The organism is Helicobacter ganmani, from assembly GCF_003364315.1.
Taxonomy (GTDB): domain Bacteria; phylum Campylobacterota; class Campylobacteria; order Campylobacterales; family Helicobacteraceae; genus Helicobacter_D; species Helicobacter_D ganmani.
On the sequence record NZ_NXLS01000003.1, the window covers coordinates 75,728 to 94,039 of the forward strand.

At 38.0% G+C, this 18,312-nt stretch carries 19 protein-coding genes and 1 tRNA gene; 16 read left to right on the forward strand and 4 right to left on the reverse strand.

The features are described from left to right. Window position 1 precedes the first annotated feature (1 nt). Complete coding sequence (locus CQA43_RS03970; RefSeq protein WP_115551322.1) at window positions 2-361, forward strand: diacylglycerol kinase; 360 nt, start codon at window positions 2-4, stop codon at window positions 359-361. Window positions 362-530: 169 nt separating this feature from the next. On the opposite strand, the gene CQA43_RS03975 is transcribed toward CQA43_RS03970, so the two are convergent. The 3 genes from CQA43_RS03975 to CQA43_RS03985 form a co-directional block, all read right to left on the reverse strand. After that, window positions 531-2,177: a hypothetical protein gene (locus CQA43_RS03975; RefSeq protein WP_115551323.1), complete on the reverse strand. Its 1,647-nt coding sequence runs from the start codon at window positions 2,175-2,177 to the stop codon at window positions 531-533. Next, window positions 2,174-3,370, reverse strand: coding sequence for a hypothetical protein (locus CQA43_RS03980; protein ID WP_115551324.1), 1,197 nt, complete (start codon window positions 3,368-3,370; stop codon window positions 2,174-2,176). The genes CQA43_RS03975 and CQA43_RS03980 overlap by 4 nt, the downstream gene beginning before the upstream one ends. 124 nt (window positions 3,371-3,494) lie before the next feature. Continuing rightward, a tRNA-Glu gene (locus CQA43_RS03985) sits at window positions 3,495-3,570 on the reverse strand. Between the two features lie 82 nt (window positions 3,571-3,652). Between CQA43_RS03985 and CQA43_RS03990 the strand changes: the two genes are divergently transcribed. From CQA43_RS03990 to CQA43_RS04005, 4 genes are read left to right on the forward strand one after another with little or no spacing between them, the layout of a single operon-like run. Continuing rightward, entirely contained in the window at window positions 3,653-4,765 is a 1,113-nt protein-coding gene (locus CQA43_RS03990; RefSeq protein WP_115551325.1) for an epoxyqueuosine reductase QueH, read from the forward strand. Between the two features lie 56 nt (window positions 4,766-4,821). Next, window positions 4,822-5,061 carry a DUF2443 domain-containing protein gene (locus CQA43_RS03995; protein WP_115551326.1) on the forward strand — a complete coding sequence of 80 codons (240 nt, stop codon included), beginning with the start codon at window positions 4,822-4,824 and terminating at the stop codon, window positions 5,059-5,061. A 48-nt stretch (window positions 5,062-5,109) separates the two neighbouring features. Continuing rightward, window positions 5,110-5,856 (forward strand): EI24 domain-containing protein, encoded by a 747-nt coding sequence (locus CQA43_RS04000; RefSeq protein ID WP_245944208.1) that lies wholly within the window; start codon window positions 5,110-5,112, stop codon window positions 5,854-5,856. A gap of 15 nt (window positions 5,857-5,871) precedes the next feature. Then, a complete protein-coding gene (locus tag CQA43_RS04005; RefSeq protein ID WP_115551458.1) occupies window positions 5,872-7,323 on the forward strand; it encodes a replicative DNA helicase in 1,452 nt (483 codons plus the stop codon). A 134-nt stretch (window positions 7,324-7,457) separates the two neighbouring features. Here the strand turns inward: CQA43_RS04005 and CQA43_RS04010 are convergent, their stop codons facing one another. Next, window positions 7,458-8,240, reverse strand: a complete 783-nt coding sequence (locus CQA43_RS04010) for a pyridoxine 5'-phosphate synthase (RefSeq protein WP_115551327.1) — start codon at window positions 8,238-8,240, stop codon at window positions 7,458-7,460. Window positions 8,241-8,322: 82 nt separating this feature from the next. Between CQA43_RS04010 and CQA43_RS04015 the strand changes: the two genes are divergently transcribed. From CQA43_RS04015 to secG, 11 genes are all read left to right on the forward strand, one after another. Further along, entirely contained in the window at window positions 8,323-9,150 is an 828-nt protein-coding gene (locus tag CQA43_RS04015; protein ID WP_115551328.1) for a 3'-5' exonuclease, read from the forward strand. A gap of 15 nt (window positions 9,151-9,165) precedes the next feature. Beyond that, window positions 9,166-10,080, forward strand: coding sequence for a PDC sensor domain-containing protein (locus CQA43_RS04020; protein WP_115551329.1), 915 nt, complete (start codon window positions 9,166-9,168; stop codon window positions 10,078-10,080). 1 nt (window position 10,081) lies between these two features. Then, window positions 10,082-10,690, forward strand: a complete 609-nt coding sequence (gene hisH, locus CQA43_RS04025) for an imidazole glycerol phosphate synthase subunit HisH (protein WP_115551330.1) — start codon at window positions 10,082-10,084, stop codon at window positions 10,688-10,690. A gap of 8 nt (window positions 10,691-10,698) precedes the next feature. Beyond that, window positions 10,699-11,406, forward strand: a complete 708-nt coding sequence (gene hisA, locus CQA43_RS04030; protein ID WP_115551331.1) for a 1-(5-phosphoribosyl)-5-[(5-phosphoribosylamino)methylideneamino]imidazole-4-carboxamide isomerase — start codon at window positions 10,699-10,701, stop codon at window positions 11,404-11,406. 136 nt (window positions 11,407-11,542) lie between these two features. Continuing rightward, entirely contained in the window at window positions 11,543-11,917 is a 375-nt protein-coding gene (locus tag CQA43_RS04035; RefSeq protein ID WP_115551332.1) for a chemotaxis response regulator CheY, read from the forward strand. Window positions 11,918-11,919: 2 nt separating this feature from the next. Further along, window positions 11,920-12,819, forward strand: a complete 900-nt coding sequence (locus CQA43_RS04040) for a 50S ribosomal protein L11 methyltransferase (RefSeq protein WP_115551333.1) — start codon at window positions 11,920-11,922, stop codon at window positions 12,817-12,819. Between the two features lie 2 nt (window positions 12,820-12,821). After that, the gene (gene ftsH, locus CQA43_RS04045; RefSeq protein WP_115551334.1) at window positions 12,822-14,753 is read left to right on the forward strand and encodes an ATP-dependent zinc metalloprotease FtsH; all 1,932 of its coding nucleotides are present in this window, start codon (window positions 12,822-12,824) and stop codon (window positions 14,751-14,753) included. Window positions 14,754-14,762: 9 nt separating this feature from the next. Next, entirely contained in the window at window positions 14,763-15,464 is a 702-nt protein-coding gene (locus CQA43_RS04050; RefSeq protein WP_181881619.1) for a phosphatidylserine decarboxylase, read from the forward strand. 12 nt (window positions 15,465-15,476) lie between these two features. Beyond that, window positions 15,477-16,217 (forward strand): CDP-diacylglycerol--serine O-phosphatidyltransferase, encoded by a 741-nt coding sequence (gene pssA / locus CQA43_RS04055; RefSeq protein ID WP_115551335.1) that lies wholly within the window; start codon window positions 15,477-15,479, stop codon window positions 16,215-16,217. A gap of 120 nt (window positions 16,218-16,337) precedes the next feature. Then, window positions 16,338-17,879, forward strand: a complete 1,542-nt coding sequence (locus CQA43_RS04060; protein ID WP_115551336.1) for a 2-isopropylmalate synthase — start codon at window positions 16,338-16,340, stop codon at window positions 17,877-17,879. Between the two features lie 78 nt (window positions 17,880-17,957). Beyond that, window positions 17,958-18,308 (forward strand): preprotein translocase subunit SecG, encoded by a 351-nt coding sequence (gene secG, locus CQA43_RS04065; protein WP_115551337.1) that lies wholly within the window; start codon window positions 17,958-17,960, stop codon window positions 18,306-18,308. The last annotated feature ends 4 nt before the right edge of the window (window positions 18,309-18,312 follow it).

Genomic DNA, 18,312 nt, shown 5'->3' on the forward strand with positions numbered 1-18,312 from the left:
AATGAAACCAAAATATCATTTTTTCAAAAATACAAAATACGCTTTATGCGGAGTTTTGGCAATGTTAAAAAACGAAGCGGCTTTCAAACTAGAGTGCCTCATAATCATTCCTTTGCTTTTTGTCGCTTTTTATTTAGAGATTCCGCTTGAAAAACGCATTCTTTTGATTGCTGTTTTGTGGTTAATTCTTATTGCGGAATGCTTCAATTCTGCCATTGAATCCTGCGTGGATTTAATCACGCAAGAATTTCACGCAAAGGCAAAAATAGCCAAAGACTGCGCTTCGGCAGGTGTGTTTTTCGCAATCTCACTTGCGATTCTTACTTGGGGGCTTGTTTTGGGGGATTTGTATCTTTGGTGATTATCCGCATTTGTGCGCAAGATTTTTTAATTTAGGCTGTTTTACATTTGCTTTTTCTCTGTCCCCGCAAGATTCCACGAGGAATTGTGGCAATCTATAATGCAGAATCTCACTTACAAAGATTCCATTTTGTCATTACGAGATTCCGTAAGGAATCGTGGCAATAACCCTACATTTCCATTTCAAACTTGCTTCCTCTTAACTTGTCTTTCTCCTCTAGTTCCGAGAATCTTATCATATTCTCCACATTTTGTATTTTATGCAGCGCATTTGCCACGAGCTCCTTGCCATCTCCTATTGTTAGGATAAAGGCGGAGCGACCATTTTGGAAGCTTAATTTGCGGATAAATTCCACTCCAAGTTCCGCTAGAGAGACAATAGAGCCATTCATATTTATGTCTGCGCCTATTTTGTTAAAGTCTAGCTTGTTTAAATCCTCTTCATCAAAGCTCATAGCCTCGCTAAACGCATTTGCCCTCTCGCTTCTCTCTGTCAAGTCGTTAAAATTCCCATCGCTCGTGTATAGCTCATCAAGGCTTAGTCGCATTGTCCTGCCTGAATCAAACTTCAGCGTAAGCATTCCATTATCATCTAGCTTCATTCCAACGACAGAATCCACATCTTTTAGCGCACTAGCGTATTTCATAGCAGTAGAGGAGCTATTTAACCCATTGTAAAACTCTCTAAAATTTGCCTCGCTAAATTTCATTCCTGTGATTGCTTGAAATTCTTTGCGGATTGCTAGTTTATCGGCTTTGTCATCATTATAATAGTCATTATACATTTTGTTAAAGCGATTCTGCAAATCTTCTAAATAGTCCTCTCGCTTCCCATATTTCCAATCTTCTCTGCCATCATATCCGCTAAATCTAAGTCGCTCTAGCTTTAGCCCTCCGTTTAAATCCGTCTTAGAGTATGCGAAATCTAGGGATTTTAAGAGCTTTTCAAAGGTTAGCCTCTCTAGGCGGTATTCGTCTTTATAGGTTTTTGTTAAATCTATCCAACCGCTTTCATCAGCGTTTGCTGCGAACATTTTTCTAATTTGGTCTTTTTGCGTGTCATTTAGCTTCTTATAGCTTTCCTCTGGGCGAAATAGACTTGTTCCGCTTTCTAAATTTCCTTTATTGTAGCCATATTTCTTTATATTCTCATCTACATCTTTTTGCGTATTTACAAACTTCGTCAAATCAAGTGAGCTATAAACATCGCTAAATTTTAAGATAACTTCCTCGCCCTTAGAGTTGTAGCCCTTTAGCTTTAGCTTACTAAAAAACTCATCGCTAGAATCTAAGAATCCATCTTGATTATCATCTAGGTTAATGAGCTGCCCCATATAGCCTATGCTTCCAACTCCATATTGGTCATTATCATCATCTAAGTCTAAGAAAACCTGCATTTCCCCCACAGGCGTATTTAAATACTTAGAATTTCCAGCGGCATTAAGCATATTTCCGCCACCACCATTTGCGCCGCTCCAGCGATAAGCATCATCAAAAATGGTTCTACCAAACTCATCATAAGAGATAGAGTGAGAGTGGAAGCTAGGAGTGAAGTAGTTTAGCTTATCTCCATTTAGGCTTGAGTGCGAACTAAGCCCAAATGATTGAATAGAGCCAAAGCCTAAAGCGTTTAATACCCTAGCCCTCGCATTTTCTTGCGCTTGTCTTATGCGTTCTTGTTCTGCCTTTGCCGCCGCTTCTGCTTGAGATTGTTTGATTGCTTCCTCTGTGAGTTTGAGGTTGTCATTGGTCTCTAATGTGCCTAGATTATTTGAAACCAATTTGGGATTGATATGTGTTGGGTTATTGATATTCATTTTCCTGCTCCTTGCCGATTTATCCGCCAATCAATTAAAAGTATATTTAATGTTTGTGGGTCGTAATAAACATCTATATCGTTAAGATTCAAAATAGACGAAGTTCCGCCGCTTAAGACCGTGTAAGATTCTTGGATTAAAGTGTTAATGTCATAAGTTATCTGTCCTCCTGTGGAGAAAATTAACTTTTCTTTGGCATTGTAGTTATCCATAAGCTCAAACATTCCCACAACAGGATTATAAAAAAGCTCTTTAGCGTTAATATAGAATCTTGTTTCGTCATTTTCTAAATATCGCATTAAATCAGTTACGCTAAAATACCTCTGATAAGAAGCATCCTTTGAAAATTTAATTGTCTGATTCCCAAAAGTTTTTTGGACTAATTCTTCATCACTTCCATCCTCTGCTTTCCAACCAATTTGATAATCTAACACTTTTTCTATTGCTTGAATATATACCCATTTGTTAAGAGGAATCGGCTTTGTCGTGATAATGCGTTCCGTAGAATAATCAGAATACTTTGTGGTAACAGAAAGCAAACCAGAGGGCAATAGTTGAAAATTAAAATACTGATATTCCCAAGCTGGGTCGCTTTGTTTGTATATTTCGTTTCTGTTAAATAACGAAATGGCTTCAGAGAAATATCCGCCAAGTTTTATCCACATTCCAAAGCTATTAGAATAAGGCATACCCCATTCAGGATATTTATCTGTCGGATTTCTCCCACCATTATAATAAGTCCTTGCATTTACATATTCGCTATAAAGCTCTTGCTTGTCGGGATTCCACTTTTGCACCGCATAGTCTTTTGGGCTATCCAGTCTGCTAGAATCTATGGTAAGGATATTTCCAACTTCTGCGAATGGTTTATCTGTGGTATAAGTTACATACAAAACGACATTACCCGCACTATTTCTAAGTGCTACAAGCGAATCGGTAGAGGAGTTAAAAGGTGGAATCACATCGTTATTATAGGGATAAGTCCCACCTCTTGCGTTCTTAGCCACCTTTGTTTGTTTATTTTGTGGAACTTTTATCGCAGATTTTACTTCCTTTGGGAAGTTTTGTAACATTTCCTTCGCTTCTTTGCCACTTAGTGCCTCGCCTATTTGCACTTTGGGTTGTATTTGTGCAAAAATCAATGTGCTAAACGCACTAGAAAACACCAAGCCAACCAACAATTTCTTGAGCATTTGCCCCTCATTAATTCAAGATAGTATTTATTATATCGGATTTATTAAAGAAAAGTTAAGAGAATTTTAACATTTAAGAATGCATTAAGTTGGGATTGCAAGAAATACGAGATTATTTAAAAGTTGGCGACCCTTGGAAGATTTGAACTTCCGTATATGCCGTGAAAGAGCATTATCCTTGGCCACTAGATGAAAGGGTCGCAAGAATTTTAACATATTTCTGATTAACTTGTGTTAGGTTATGCTAAAATTTCGTTTCATTTAGCCCAAAAAAGAGAGAAAATGTCGTCTGTCCCTTATGATTTTAGCAACCAAAACGCAACCCTAGTGCATATTTGTTGCAGCGTAGATAGTCATCACTTCCTAACAAGTCTCCAAAAACTTTACCCCCATAAGCATTTTTGCGGATTCTTTTATAACCCCAATATCCACCCCTATGAAGAGTATCAACTGCGCCTAGAAGATGTCCAACGCAGCTGCAAAATACTTGGGATTCCGCTTATTGTTGGAGAATACGACGACAAAGAATGGCTACAAAATGCCAAAGGCTTAGAAAACGCACCCGAAAAGGGGGAGCGGTGTAGCTTTTGCTTTGACTTTCGCTTAAACAAAACTGCTCAAATTGCCAAAAAAACGCATTGCACAGAATTCACCACTACTCTACTTGCAAGCCCAATGAAACTACAATCTGAACTTTTTGCACAAGGTGAAGTGATTGCTAAAAGTTGGAATCTTGACTTCCTGCCCCTTGATGTGCGAAGCAAAGGGGGCACAAAAGTGCAAAACGAACTTGCAAGAAGTGCAAAGCTCTACCGCCAAAACTACTGCGGCTGCCTTTTTGCCCTCAAAGCCCAGCGAGACAAATCCCAAAAAAACGCGCTAGAGTTGCTCTCGTCCTTAAACGCACCACAAGGAATAAGGAATCTCCCCGCGTTGCGATTCCATAATTTTCAAACGCGAACGAGACTAGAGCAAGCAGACCAACCCTACCAAATCCTTAAACGCAAAGTTTTACACTACCAACTTCTTAAAGGCAAACTGACTTGCCAAAATCAAACAATTCCTAGCTTTATTTGCGATTATTCCCTACTTTCCAAACCCACCAAAGCAAAAGTAGAATTTTGGCATAATGGAATCGGATATGCCAACAAAGAAGGAATTTTGCTACTTTTATTTGAGAGTTTCAAAGATTTATTAAAAATATCAGACTTTTCCACTCTCTTGCGGCAAGGGCTTTGTGAGGAAATTCAGTTGCTTTTGCGCCACAAAATTTATCCCTATGGGTTTTTTACCTCCCCGCTTTTAATCATAGAGCAACCTATTTTTAATGATTTTACACTAGAAATTTCGCATACTATGCAAGAGGAAATCTTGGAGGATTTTCTCCCTTTGTAAAAGTTGCGTAAAAATGCTAAAATTTTGGCTTAAAACTTAGCAAGGAAGGATAAAAAATGTTTGAACGCATTGACGGAATCTTGCGTGAAATTGAGGAAGCACAGGCAGAGATTCAGTTGCTTTTAGGAATCGCAAAAATTTCTTTTGTAGATTATATTATGATTAAACGTGGCTCACAAGATATGCCAGAAGAGCTTGGCGCGTGGAATCTCCAACAAATTGACAACGAAGTCTCGCGTCTCAAAGAGGCAATTGACACACTCAATAAAATCAAAAGAGAAGTTCTCACTTGGTGAATTTTTGGATTCAATTTTTATGATTTATTGCAAAAATTAAGGACAACTATGCAATCAAAAATGCAAGAGCAATTCACCCAAACAAAGCACTATTTCGCGCTTGCCAAAAAGGATATTTTCACGCCTTATTTACTAGGCTTGACTTTCTTACCTTTATTTTTTGCGCTACTTTTTATCGGTGGAATCTTTTATTTCTTTGGCAACACTTGGTATGCCACGCTTTATGATTCTTTGCGCTGGGATTTAAATCTCTCTATTACTTGGCTTGCTTGGATTCAAAGTAGCCTAGATTATATTATCCAAACCACGATTTTTATTTTTTTAGTTTTTTTATTTTTGATATTTTCGCTCTTACTTACATTGACGATTTGTTCTTTTTTAGCACCTTTTGTCGTCCATTTTGTGCGCAATAAACACTATCCTACCTGCCCTTTAGAGGGTAATACAAGCACATTAGTTTCTTTGTTTTCTTTACTTGGAGTTTATCTCTTATATCTTTTGTTTTTAGTGCTTTTATTGCCTCTTTATTTTGTGCCCTTTATAGGTTCATTTGTGATTTTATTGCCAAACTTTTGGCTCTTTTCTAAAACATTAGTTGCAGATGTGGGCGAGGGAATCTTTGAAAAAAAAGAGCTTAAACGCATTAAATTAGAACAAAAAAGTAGAATCCGCAACGTTGTTTTGCCCTTGTATGGCTTAAGTCTAATTCCGATTATTGGATTTTTCGCTCCTGTTTTTGCGCTCACAACCTTAGCACATTTGTTTTTAAATCTCAAAAGCAACGCAACATTTTAAGGAATCAATATGGAAATGCAATTACAAATTGAACGCGCTGTTTTAAGCTCTATTTTATTTGACCCAGAGCAGTTGGATTTTATCGCGGAATCACTTGTAGCAGAAGATTTTTCTTATCCACCACACCAAAATATTTTTTCTGCGATGTTAGAACTTCGCCACACTGAACGCCCTATTGATGAGGAGATTATTCTTGGACTCTCTACCAAAGCACGTCCGATTGCTCAAGAAGAAATGTTAAATATTCTCTCCACAAGCCCTATCAGTGATTTAAAATCTTATGTTCAAGAAATTTTAGAATCCTCTACCAAGCGCAAACTCCATTCCTTTGCTATGAAAATCACTCAAAGCACGGCAGAGAGCGAAACAAGCTCTAAAGAAATTATGGATTATCTCCAAAGTGAGCTTTATAAGATTGGCAATGTGCAACAAATGCGGGAATTTAGGGATTCCAAAGCAATTATTAAAACAACTTTAGAATATGTTACAGAAATGAAAAAACGTGGAAATAACCTGCTCATTGGCGTAGATACAGGCTTTGCAGGTTTAAACAAAATGACAACAGGATTCAACAAAGGGGATTTGGTTATCGTTGCTGCGCGTCCGGCAATGGGAAAGACAACACTTGTATTAAATATGGCACAAAGAGCCTTAGATACAGGGAGGGGGGTAGCATTTTTTAGTCTTGAAATGCCTGCGGAACAATTAATGCTAAGAATGCTCGCTGCTAAAACCTCTATCTCTTTGCAAAACTTGCGCGTTGGAAACTTACAAGAAGAGGAATGGGGAAATCTCACCTATGCGGCAGATGTTATGAGCAAATCTCCTTTGTTTATTGACGACAATAGCTTGCTTACGATTCATCAACTTAGAACCAAACTAAGAAAAATCAAAACCAAACACCCAGAAATCGGACTTGCTGTCATTGATTATTTGCAACTGATGAGTAGTGCTAACAATAAAGATAGGCACCAAGAAGTTAGCGAAATTAGTCGCGGACTCAAAATGATTGCGCGCGAATTAGAGATTCCAATCATTGCGCTTTCACAACTCAATCGTAGCCTAGAGAGCAGGAGCGACCGCCGCCCAATGCTTTCAGACTTGCGCGAATCTGGCTCTATTGAGCAAGACGCAGATATTATTTTGTTTGTGTATCGTGATGCAGTTTATAAACAAAAAGATGAAAAAGAAAAAGAAGAAGCCGCCAAAAAAGAAAACAAAGACTACAAAAGTACTTATATCCCGCGTAATGAAGAGGAAGCAGAAATTATCATCGGCAAGCAACGCAATGGACCAACCGGCACCGTAAAACTAATATTTCATAAGCATTGCACGCGTTTTGTGGATTTGAACAATTCTAATCCAACGCTTGAAATTGTCTATGAGCAAACCTCACAAAACACACAAACACAATTTATGCCACCACAAAACGAAGAAAAAAATCCTATTGATATGCCACAAATCTGACACGACAACGCAAGGGCAAATCCAAAGTATCCGCGTCCTTGCAATGAGGACAAAACATACTAGGAGTTGGGGGGTTAAGAGCTAACTTTGCTAAGCAGAATCCCCTACCCCCTCTGAATAATGGAATCTCAAATCTAACCCTTTATCAACTTCGCCATTTCTTTAATGGCATTTTCAAGTCCGCTAAAAATAGCGCGTGCGATAATGCTTTGTCCGATATTAAGTTCTCCAATCTCAACAATAGATAACACAGGAGCAAGATTAACATAGTTCAATCCGTGTCCTGCGGCAACTTCCAATCCTAACCATTTTGCCTCTTTTGCGGCATTCTGTAAGCTTTCTATGGAATCCCTCAAAGCCACTTTTAACTCCTCTTTTGGCAAGTTTAGGGATTCTATACTATGGTGCGTGCGGGGTAAATTAGAATTTAACATCAAATGCAAATTCGCATAAGCGCCCGTATGAATCTCTATCATTTGCGCACCAACTTCTTTAGAAGCGCAAATTTGGTCTAGTTGCGTATCAATAAAAAGTGAAACTTCTATGCCCTTTCCCCTAAAAGATTGTGTAATTTCCGCGATTCTATCAAAATTTCCTATAACATCTAATCCACCCTCTGTGGTTACTTCTGCGCGATTCTCTGGCACAAGCGTAATGCGGTGTGGTGCGACTTCTAGCAAAAAGTCTATGATTTGCGGATTAATGGAGCATTCCACATTAAGAGGCAAAAAGGAGCTTTCGCGAATGCGTTTAATATCGGAATCGTGCATATGTCTGCGGTCTTCACGCAAATGCAAAGTAATCTGGTCTGCCCCTGCCCTTTTGGCTATAAATACTGCTTCTAGCGGGTCTGGGTCGTTGATTTTCCGCGCCTCACGCAGTGTTGCAATATGGTCAATATTTACTCCAAGTAGCATAATTACCCCTTTATTTTACATATCAATTTGGATTCTAACTAAAATTACTTTAAAATACGCAGTTAAAAACAAAGGAGTGCAAATGATTATTGTATTTGATTGTGAAACGATTTTAGATGTAGATTTAGTTCAAAAAGGCTTTAAAGCAGAATTTGAAAAACGAAATATCAAAATAGAATCCCAAAGTGATTTAGAAATAAGCAAAGCCGCAATGGAGATTCAAAAAGAACTAAGCAACACAGAATTTTTGCCGATTTGTTATCATCAAGTCATCAGTATTGCAGCCGTGTATTGTGATGAGTATGGACGTTTTATCAAGGTAGGCAACTTCAAAAGCAGTGGAAATTCCAAAGAAGAACGAGAAAAATCATTGATTACGTCATTTTTAAATTATCTCAACAAACATCAACCAAAACTCGTAAGCTTCAATGGACGAGGATTTGATATGCCAATGTTGCTTTTACGTGCAATGAAATACAAGCTCCAAGCAAATGCGTATTTTGAGGAAAACAACGCACAATTTAATAAAAGCAAATGGGAAAATTATCGCCAAAGATATAGTGAGAGATTCCACACGGATTTATATGATAGCTTGGGAAACTATGGCAGTGCGCGGAATCTCAAACTAGATGCTCTCGCAAATTTAGTTGGCTTTCCGGGTAAATACGACACGAGCGGAGAGCAAGTGTTGCAATTATATTATGAGGGCAAACAAGACAAAATTGATGAATATTGTCAAAGTGATGTTCTAAACACTTATGGACTTTATCTTAATTATGAATTGTTAAAAGGAAATTTAACCTTGGAGGATTATCAAAGTATTTTGGAATCTTGGCAAGCAAAATTACCAAAAGATATGGGTTATTATCCTGTATTTTTTGATACAATTTCTACCCAAATTCAATCTTAAATTTAAGGAATTTTTATGTTATCAAAAGACATTGCACATTTTAGCGAAATGCGCTATGAGATTCGTGCGTATTTATGTTTCTTAATGCAACGCAATATCAAAAATCACTTGCCACATATTGAATTAAATAAAATTGTTGATGGAATCAAAAAGATAGAAAAAGAAGTGGGAATCTTTGAACTCATTTATGTATTAGATTCTAGCGGGAGTTTAGTAATAGACGGAATCTCTAGGGATTCTAACATTGAGTGCAAAAAAGGTGAAAACCATAATGAACGCGCCTACTTTTATCGCGCAGTGAAAGAAAAAAAATGTATCCTAACAGACCCGTATCCCTCTTTAGCAAGCGGTAATCTTGTCATCACAGTTTCCTATCCTCTCTATAATGATAAGGGGGATCTTGCCTATGTCGTCTGTATGGACGTGCGTTTGGAGCGAAGTTTGGAGCTTGTGCGCACCACACCTTTGTTTGGATTTTCTTTTGGAATTGGCAAATGCGTTTATTTCCTAATGGCTTTGTCTCTCTTCCTTGTCTGCTCTTTGCTGCTCATAAAGGGTAGCATTAGTTTATGGGACGCCTTATATCGCTTTGGAAGTTTGGAGATTTTAGATATTAAAGATGTTTTTGAAGCAACGATTCTTATTACTTTAAGTTTGGCTATTTTTGACCTTGTGCGCGCAATCTTTGAAGAGGAAGTTTTGGGGCGTCAGAAGTCGCAAGATTCTAAAGTCGTGCATAAAACAATGACGCGATTCTTGGGTTCTATTGTGATTGCTTTAGCCATTGAATCTTTAATGCTAGTCTTTAAATTCGCAATTACTGCTCCAGAAAAGCTGCTTTATGCTGTTTATCTCATCGTTGCGGTAACCTTTCTGCTTGCAGGGCTAGCATTGTATGTCAGACTTACTGCGAATTTAAAACGAGATTGATATGCTCGGCATTGTAAATTATGGAATTGGAAACCTAGCAAGCGTCCAAAATGCAATCCACAAGGTTGGTAAAAAAGCCCATATCACGCAAGACCCGCAAAATCTCAAAAACTACAATTCTCTTATTTTGCCCGGTGTTGGAGCATTTGGCGACGCAATGCAACACCTAGCACGCAATGGAATGCAAGAAGCAGTGCTAGAGTTTGCCAAAAGCGGCAAGCCTCTACTTGGAATCTGCCTAGGAATGCAATTATTGTTTCAAAAAAGTTATGAGTTTGGCGAACATTTGGGCTTAGGATTGATAGAGGGGGAAGTGGTGAAATTTGAAAAAAGCTCCTTAACTCCAACGCAAAAGATTCCACATGTGGGTTGGAATTATGTGCAAAAAATCAAAGAATCGCCACTTTTAAGTGGATTAGAATCGCCTTTTTATCTCTACTTTGTGCATAGTTATTATGTGAAAAATTTGCAAAATGCCATTGGAGTAAGTCAATATGGAACGGAATTTGCCTCTATTGTGCAAAAGGATAATATTTTTGGAATCCAACCACACCCCGAAAAATCGCATAATGTGGGGCTTAGGATTCTACAAAATTTTGTCCATTTATAAGGAGTTGTATGCAAATTATTCCCGCAATTGATTTAAAAGAAGGCTGTGCCGTGCGTTTAAAGCAAGGTTTAATGGAAAGTGCAAAAATCTATGCAAAAGAGCCTACCGAGCTTGCAAAACATTTTGAAACTTTGGGAGCAGAATATTTGCATATTGTAGATTTAAATGGCGCATTCGCTGGCACTCCAAAGAATCGTGCCGTGATTGAAAAAATCTGCAAAAATTCTAAGCTTAAAATTGAAGTAGGTGGTGGAATCCGCGAGGAAGAGACGATTAAAGCTTACTTGGATTTAGGAATCTCACGCGTCATTTTGGGTTCTATTGCACTAAAAAATCCAAACTTTGCATTGGAAATGGCAGAAAAATATCCCATTGTCATTGGAATTGACGCGAAAGATAACAAAATTGCCACAGAGGGTTGGGCTAAGGGCGCAGACACTTTAGCGTGGGAATTTGCAGAACTTTTTAAAGGAAGCAAGGTTCAAGCAATCATTTGCACCGATATTGCACATGATGGAATGCTAGATGGAATCAACTTGGAATTTACAAAAAAAATTCAAGACAAGAGCCAAATTTTCACTATTGCAAGTGGCGGGCTATCTTGTCAAGAAGATTTTGAGGCACTAAGAGAGGCGGAGATTGGTGGCGTAATTGTGGGCAAAGCATTTTATGAAGGTAAAATTGATTTACAAAAAGCCTTTGAAAAATTTCAATAAATATTAAGTTTGTCATTTTAGATTCTTGATTTATTTGAAATTTTATGTTCGCTTTATGCGAAATTATGCTATTATATCAAGTTATTGTTATTTTTCAAATTTTTAAAAAAGAAGTTTTATTTTATAAGGAGTTAGCATGAAAATGGTTGTTGTAGATGATAGTTCAACTATGCGAAGAATTATCAAGAATACCTTAGCAAGACTTGGCTATGAAGACATTTTAGAGGGCGAAAATGGTGTAGAGGGCTGGGATAAAATGAATGCCAATCCCGATACCAAAGTGCTTATTACCGACTGGAATATGCCCGAAATGAATGGATTAGATTTGGTAAAAAAAGTGCGTGCAGATGAACGTTTCAAAGATATTCCAATCATTATGGTTACTACTGAAGGTGGTAAAGCAGAAGTCATCACTGCGCTAAAAGCAGGAGTAAATAACTATATTGTTAAACCTTTCACTCCACAAGTCTTAAAAGAAAAATTAGAAGTTGTTTTAGGCGTAAATGATTAATTATGGAATCCTACTACAATTGTCTAAGCGTTAAAGCGGATAATTTTTTATGGTTATTGCAAGACAAAGCACTAGAAATAACAGGTGAGGCAATTGAAGAGATTGAACAAGGATTCATTGTCCGCACAGAGGCTGACATCAAGCCGATAAAATTACAATTAATTGCGTATGCTAAAGAATTAGAAACGATAATGTCGGATTCTATCAATTTAGAATTTTCCGAAGAAACTTTGAAAAATCAAGATTGGATTGCTTCTTATCGTAAATCCATTACACCCATAGAATGTGGCAAGTATTATATTCACCCTTCGTGGTTTGAGGGAAAAAAAAACAAAATCAATGTCATTATTGACCCCGCACTTGCTTTTGGAAGCGGGCATCACGAAAGCACTTTTGGTTGTTTGGAAGCATTAGAAAACCTAGAGCACACATTCCAAGAAATAGAACTTCGAAATAAAGAGAAAGAAAATAGCAAGAATTGGTCAAACGCACTCAAAGACAAGACTATCTTAGATGTCGGGTGCGGAAGCGGAATCCTAAGCATTTGTGCTAAAAAAAATGGCGCAAAAGTATGGGCATGCGACACAGATGAGCTTGCGATTGAGGCAACAAAAGACAATATGGTAAAAAATAATGTCCTCTTAGATAAAGTCTTTTTAGGTTCGCTTCACACGATTCCAACTCAAAAAGGAAAATTTGACATTATCCTTGCAAATATTCTCACAGATGTCATTGTCGCACTACCTTTAGAATCTTATGTGAAGCAAAAGGGATATTTGATTCTATCTGGTATTTTAGAACAATATATACCAAAGGTTCTTAATAAATTCAAAAATTTTAAAATAGTTTCCCAAAAAATTAACAACGAATGGGCAACTCTAGTCTTACAAAACAAAGGATAAATATGCAAAAACCTAATAATAATCCAAATCCACAGGACAAAAAGCCGAATAATTTTTTTAATCAAAATCCGCTTTTAATGTTTGTTCTGTTTGCAATCATCGCAATCGTTATCTTTCGTATGCTATCGCCAGCAAGTGGAGAGATTAGCAAATTAAGCGGAGCAACTACAACAAAAACGATTAATTATTATGAACTCAAAAAACTGATTGAAAACAAAGAAGTAGATTTTGTCGCAATTGGACAAACCAACATCAAAGCAACAGCGGAAAATGGAGGAAACAAAATTGCCTACAATGCTCAACGAGTTAATCCAGATAGCACATTAATCCCTTTGCTAGATGAAAAAGGCGTAGAATACACAGGCTACAACGAAAATAATTGGCTAAGTGATATGCTTTTTGGTTGGGTTTTACCTGTGTTCATTTTCTTTGCAATTTGGATGTTTTTGGCAAGCAGAATGCAAAAAAATATGGGAAATGGAATTTTGGGTATTGGGAGCTCTAAAAAACTTGTCAATGCAGAAAAACCGAATGTCAAGTTTGAGGATATGGCAGGCAACGCAGAGGCAAAAGATGAAGTAGTTGAAATCGTAGATTTTCTAAAGAATCCCGAACGTTACGCAGCATTAGGAGCTAAGATTCCTAAAGGTGTTCTACTTGTAGGACCTCCCGGAACCGGTAAGACTTTATTAGCCAAAGCCGTAGCGGGCGAAGCAAGCGTGCCGTTTTTTTCTGTCAGCGGAAGTAGCTTTATTGAAATGTTTGTAGGTGTAGGGGCAAGTCGTGTCCGAGATTTGTTTGAAAATGCCAAAAAAGAAGCACCAAGCATTATTTTTATTGATGAAATTGATGCGATTGGCAAAAGTCGTGCAGCAGGCGGTATGATAAGCGGCAACGATGAGAGAGAACAAACCCTAAATCAGCTTTTAGCCGAAATGGACGGATTTAATTCCGATGCATCGCCAGTTATCGTTCTAGCAGCCACTAACCGACCCGAAGTGCTAGACCCTGCGCTTCTACGCCCGGGCAGATTTGACAGACAAGTTTTGGTGGATAAACCGGACTTTGAAGGACGAGTTGAGATTCTAAAAGTACATATTAAAAATATCAAACTCTCAAGAAATGTGGATTTGTTTGAAGTAGCAAAACTCACTGCTGGACTTGCAGGGGCAGATTTGGCAAATATAGTCAATGAAGCTGCACTACTTGCAGGAAGAGGAAACAAAAAAGAAGTGGAACAGAGCGACTTTTTAGAAGCGGTAGAACGCGGTATTGCAGGATTAGAGAAAAAATCGCGCAGAATCTCACCTAAAGAGAAAAAAATCGTAGCTTACCACGAAAGTGGGCACGCACTCATTGCGGAAATCACCAAAGGTGCAAAAAAGGTAACAAAAGTTTCTATTATTCCACGCGGACTTGCCGCATTGGGCTATACATTAAATACGCCAGAAGAGAACAAATACCTTATGCAAAAGCATGAGTTATTGGCAGAAGTAGATGTGCTACTAGGAGGTAGAGCGGCAGAATCCGTGTTTTTAGGCGAAATCTCAACAGGAGCAAGCAACGACTTAGAACGTGCTACGGATATTATCAAAGCAATGGTGAGCTACTACGGAATGACAGATGTAGCGGGGCTTATGGTGCTTGAAAAACAACGCAATGTTTTCTTAAATGGTGGCTTGGGAAGCAGCAGAGAATATAGCGAGGAAATGGCTCAAAAAATGGACGAATACATTAAAACCCTCTTAAACGAGCGTTTCAACGCAGTAAAAGAATCCCTAGAAATCTATAAAGAGGCGATTGAAAATATCGTCAAAGAGCTTTTTGAGAAAGAAAATATTGATGGACAAAAAGTGCGTGAAATCATCAGCGAATACGAAAAAGCACACAATTTAGAAAGTAGAATCGTCGCAGAAGAAAAAGAAGAAATATAAGGAGATTCAATGAAAACAACCACGGAAATGATTGCAAAAGAAGGCTGGAAACCTATTGGTGTAGGGCTACTTTTATTATTGCTTAGCGGGTTGTTTGGTTGGAAAATCTTTGCATTCCTTTGTCTTCTTGTAACTTTGTGTTTAATGTATTTTTATAGAAACACCGAACGCATTATGGAAGATAATGCGAGTGATTCTCTTTTGTCCCCTCTTGATGGCGTGATTAAAAATATAGAAAATAAATCCGATGGCATTTATTTGCAAATCAGCAAACCTATCTGCTTCTGTGGTATGCTTAGAATGCCTTTGGCGAATCTCGGTAAATGCGGTGAGGCTTTAGAGATTGAACATATCAAAGGTTTAAAGAATGGTGATGAAATTACAGGAGAGCGCATTACCCTTGCTTTTCATCGTGAAACTGACAAAACCCCTACTTCAACACTTTATCTTACGCTTTATCCAAAATATTTCGCACAAACCTCTTTATATCTTTGGGATTCCAATTTTAGACTTGGCGAACGCATAGGATTTTTCCTTAATGGGAACGCAACCCTAAAGATTCCTCTAAACTCCGAGCTTAGAGTAAATATTCACGATAAAATTTTGGGTGGCAAAACATTGCTTGGCAAAGTCCAATCCACACAAAGCGAAAGAGATTTAAAGAAAATCCAAGACGCCTACGATTCCAAGGACGAGCAACAGCAGGATTAGGAACACTAAAAAATGAAAATTGACCCATTGTATATTTTACCCAATCTCTTCACGGGTGTTAGCATTTATATTGGAATCTTAGCGGTTTCTTATGCCTTTATTGGACGCTTTGAGCTTGCGTGCTGGCTCGTGCTCGTTAGCCTCATTTTTGATGGATTAGACGGGCGAGTCGCGCGACTTACGGGCACAACAAGCAAATTTGGTGTAGAATTTGATTCTTTGGCTGATGTGGTTGCCTTTGGTGTAGCCCCCGCAATGATTTTATTTTTCTATGGTGGCTTCCATTATGGTAAATTTGGGGTTATGGTTGCGGGATTGTATGTCGTCTTTGGTGCAATTCGTCTAGCGCGCTTTAATGTAGCAACAAGCAGCAATGAACCTAATGTATTTATTGGGCTTCCGATTCCTTCAGCAGCAGTTTTTGTAGTGAGTTGGCTACTTTTTGAAATGGAATTTCTCAAACAATATCCACAAGATTCTGAAAATATCTTTTTGCTTCCTTTGATGATTGCAAGCTTGATTGTAGCTTTTCTAATGGTGAGCAATGTGCGCTATCCAAGTTTCAAAAAAGTAAGTTTTGAAAAAATTAGTTTTGGTAAAGTTATTGTGCTTTTGATGATTATTTTAGCGATTTTATTTATTTATCCTATTTTTACAATCGTTATTTTAATTAGTCTTTATGTTTGCTTTGGTCCTATGCGAGCAGGTTATTATCTTTGCGTTAAGCATTTTTATAGAGAACCAAAGGAATAAAATGCGTATGCGATTTTATACTTATTATAGCCACACAAAAAATCTTTTAACCATTTCAATGCTCTCGCCACTGGGAATTTTGGTTTTTTATAAAAAGATTTCAAATAACAAAGGATAAAAATGGAAAGAATTAAAATTTTTGATACAACCTTAAGAGATGGTGAGCAAAGTCCCGGCGCTTCTATGAATACAGAGGAAAAAATCAAACTTGCTTTGGCGTTGGAACGTTTAGGCGTGGATATTATTGAAGCAGGTTTTGCAGCGGCAAGTCCGGGAGATTTTGAAGCGATTAGCAGAATCTCGGAAGCAATTTGCAATAGCACGATTTGTTCTCTTGCAAGAGCTGTGCCAAAAGACATTGAAAGTGCAGCAAAAGCATTAGAAAAAGCCAAACTTAAAAGAATTCATACTTTCATCGCTACAAGCCCAATCCATATGGAATTTAAACTCAAAATGCAACCCAATGAAGTGATTAAACGCGCGGTAGAAGCAGTGAGTTTAGCCAAAAGCCTATGTGAAGATGTAGAATTTAGCTGCGAAGATGCAAGCAGAAGCGATAGGGGATTCTTAAAAGAAATTGCTGCTGCAGTCATTGAAGCGGGAGCAAAAACACTCAATTTACCCGATACGGTGGGTTATAGATTGCCACAAGAATTGGGCGCAATGATTCAAGAGATTAAAGCATTTGTCGGAGATTCCGTGATTCTCTCTGTGCATTGCCACAATGACTTGGGGCTTGCGGTGGCAAACTCACTTGCTGGAATTCAAAATGGAGCAAGACAGCTTGAATGCACGATTAATGGACTAGGAGAACGCGCAGGAAATACTGCACTAGAAGAAGTTGTTATGATTCTAAAAACGCGCCAAGATATTTTTAATGGATTGGATACGCGTATTAACACCAAAGAGATTTATGCTTGTAGCAAACTTGTCTCTGATATTACAGGAATCCGCCCACAACCTAATAAAGCAATCGTTGGAAAAAACGCATTTGCCCACGAAAGTGGAATCCACCAAGATGGTATGCTAAAACATCGTGAAACCTATGAGATTATGCGTGCTAGTGATATTGGAATCCCGGAAAACAATGGCTTAGTTCTTGGCAAACATAGCGGGCGCGCCGCTTTCAAAGACAAGTTGGAAAGTATGGGATTTGGGGAAATTTCACAAGATGATTTGGATAAAGCCTTTGAAAGATTCAAAGTCCTATGTGATAGGAAAAAAGAAGTCTATGATGAGGATATTCGCTCCATTATGACAGAGGAAACAACAAAGATTCCTCAAGTCTTTGAGCTTTTAGGTTTGCAGATTAGCAGTTGCTCTAGTGGCGTGCCTCACGCGGCAATTTCTATCCAAAAAGACAGGGAAACAAGAATAGATGCGGCTATTGGCAATGGAAGTGTAGATGCGATTCTAAAAACGATTGATAGAATCAGCGGATACAAAGGCGTCTTAAAAGACTACAAAGTAGAAGCAGTAAGTGAGGGAAAAGATGCTTTAGCCAAAGTTGTTGTGAAAGTAGAATTTGACCCTGAAAAACCCGCTGTAATTGGACACGGATTGCACTTAGACACAATGCAAGCAACTGCGAGAGCTTATCTTGGTGCGCTCAATAGTTACTTGTCTATGCGTGAGTTGATTACAAACAAAACGATTTGCTAACTTTAGCAAGCTATTAGATAAAGTGCGCTAAAATGCGCGGAGTTTTTTTGAGATTAAAATAGAATATTAAGGAAAACTATGACAGGGATTTTATTAGTATTGCAGTTTGTATTTGCAATCTTAATTACAACGATTGTTTTATTACAAAAAAGTTCAAGTATTGGTCTTGGCGCATATAGTGGCAGCAACGAAAGTTTATTTGGGGCTAAAGGACCAGCAGGATTTTTAGCAAAAGTAACCTTTGGACTTGGTTTGTTATTTGTCATCAATACGATTGCATTAAGTTATCTTTATGTGCAAGATTCTAAAAGCTCTATTGTAGATAAAGTAACGATTCCAACCCCTGTTTTGCCGCAGGATTCTACGCCCAATAACGCACCTGCTGCCCCCTTAGCACCTCTTGCACCCAATAATACAGAATCCAACTAAAGGA

Coding starts and splice junctions, on each gene's coding strand:
- CQA43_RS03970 (WP_115551322.1), top strand. CDS start 2: ATGAAACCAAAATATCATTTTTTCAAAAATACAAAATACGCTTTATGC.
- CQA43_RS03975 (WP_115551323.1), bottom strand. CDS start 2,177: ATGAATATCAATAACCCAACACATATCAATCCCAAATTGGTTTCAAAT.
- CQA43_RS03980 (WP_115551324.1), bottom strand. CDS start 3,370: ATGCTCAAGAAATTGTTGGTTGGCTTGGTGTTTTCTAGTGCGTTTAGC.
- CQA43_RS03990 (WP_115551325.1), top strand. CDS start 3,653: ATGTCGTCTGTCCCTTATGATTTTAGCAACCAAAACGCAACCCTAGTG.
- CQA43_RS03995 (WP_115551326.1), top strand. CDS start 4,822: ATGTTTGAACGCATTGACGGAATCTTGCGTGAAATTGAGGAAGCACAG.
- CQA43_RS04000 (WP_245944208.1), top strand. CDS start 5,110: ATGCAATCAAAAATGCAAGAGCAATTCACCCAAACAAAGCACTATTTC.
- CQA43_RS04005 (WP_115551458.1), top strand. CDS start 5,872: ATGCAATTACAAATTGAACGCGCTGTTTTAAGCTCTATTTTATTTGAC.
- CQA43_RS04010 (WP_115551327.1), bottom strand. CDS start 8,240: ATGCTACTTGGAGTAAATATTGACCATATTGCAACACTGCGTGAGGCG.
- CQA43_RS04015 (WP_115551328.1), top strand. CDS start 8,323: ATGATTATTGTATTTGATTGTGAAACGATTTTAGATGTAGATTTAGTT.
- CQA43_RS04020 (WP_115551329.1), top strand. CDS start 9,166: ATGTTATCAAAAGACATTGCACATTTTAGCGAAATGCGCTATGAGATT.
- hisH (WP_115551330.1), top strand. CDS start 10,082: ATGCTCGGCATTGTAAATTATGGAATTGGAAACCTAGCAAGCGTCCAA.
- hisA (WP_115551331.1), top strand. CDS start 10,699: ATGCAAATTATTCCCGCAATTGATTTAAAAGAAGGCTGTGCCGTGCGT.
- CQA43_RS04035 (WP_115551332.1), top strand. CDS start 11,543: ATGAAAATGGTTGTTGTAGATGATAGTTCAACTATGCGAAGAATTATC.
- CQA43_RS04040 (WP_115551333.1), top strand. CDS start 11,920: ATGGAATCCTACTACAATTGTCTAAGCGTTAAAGCGGATAATTTTTTA.
- ftsH (WP_115551334.1), top strand. CDS start 12,822: ATGCAAAAACCTAATAATAATCCAAATCCACAGGACAAAAAGCCGAAT.
- CQA43_RS04050 (WP_181881619.1), top strand. CDS start 14,763: ATGAAAACAACCACGGAAATGATTGCAAAAGAAGGCTGGAAACCTATT.
- pssA (WP_115551335.1), top strand. CDS start 15,477: ATGAAAATTGACCCATTGTATATTTTACCCAATCTCTTCACGGGTGTT.
- CQA43_RS04060 (WP_115551336.1), top strand. CDS start 16,338: ATGGAAAGAATTAAAATTTTTGATACAACCTTAAGAGATGGTGAGCAA.
- secG (WP_115551337.1), top strand. CDS start 17,958: ATGACAGGGATTTTATTAGTATTGCAGTTTGTATTTGCAATCTTAATT.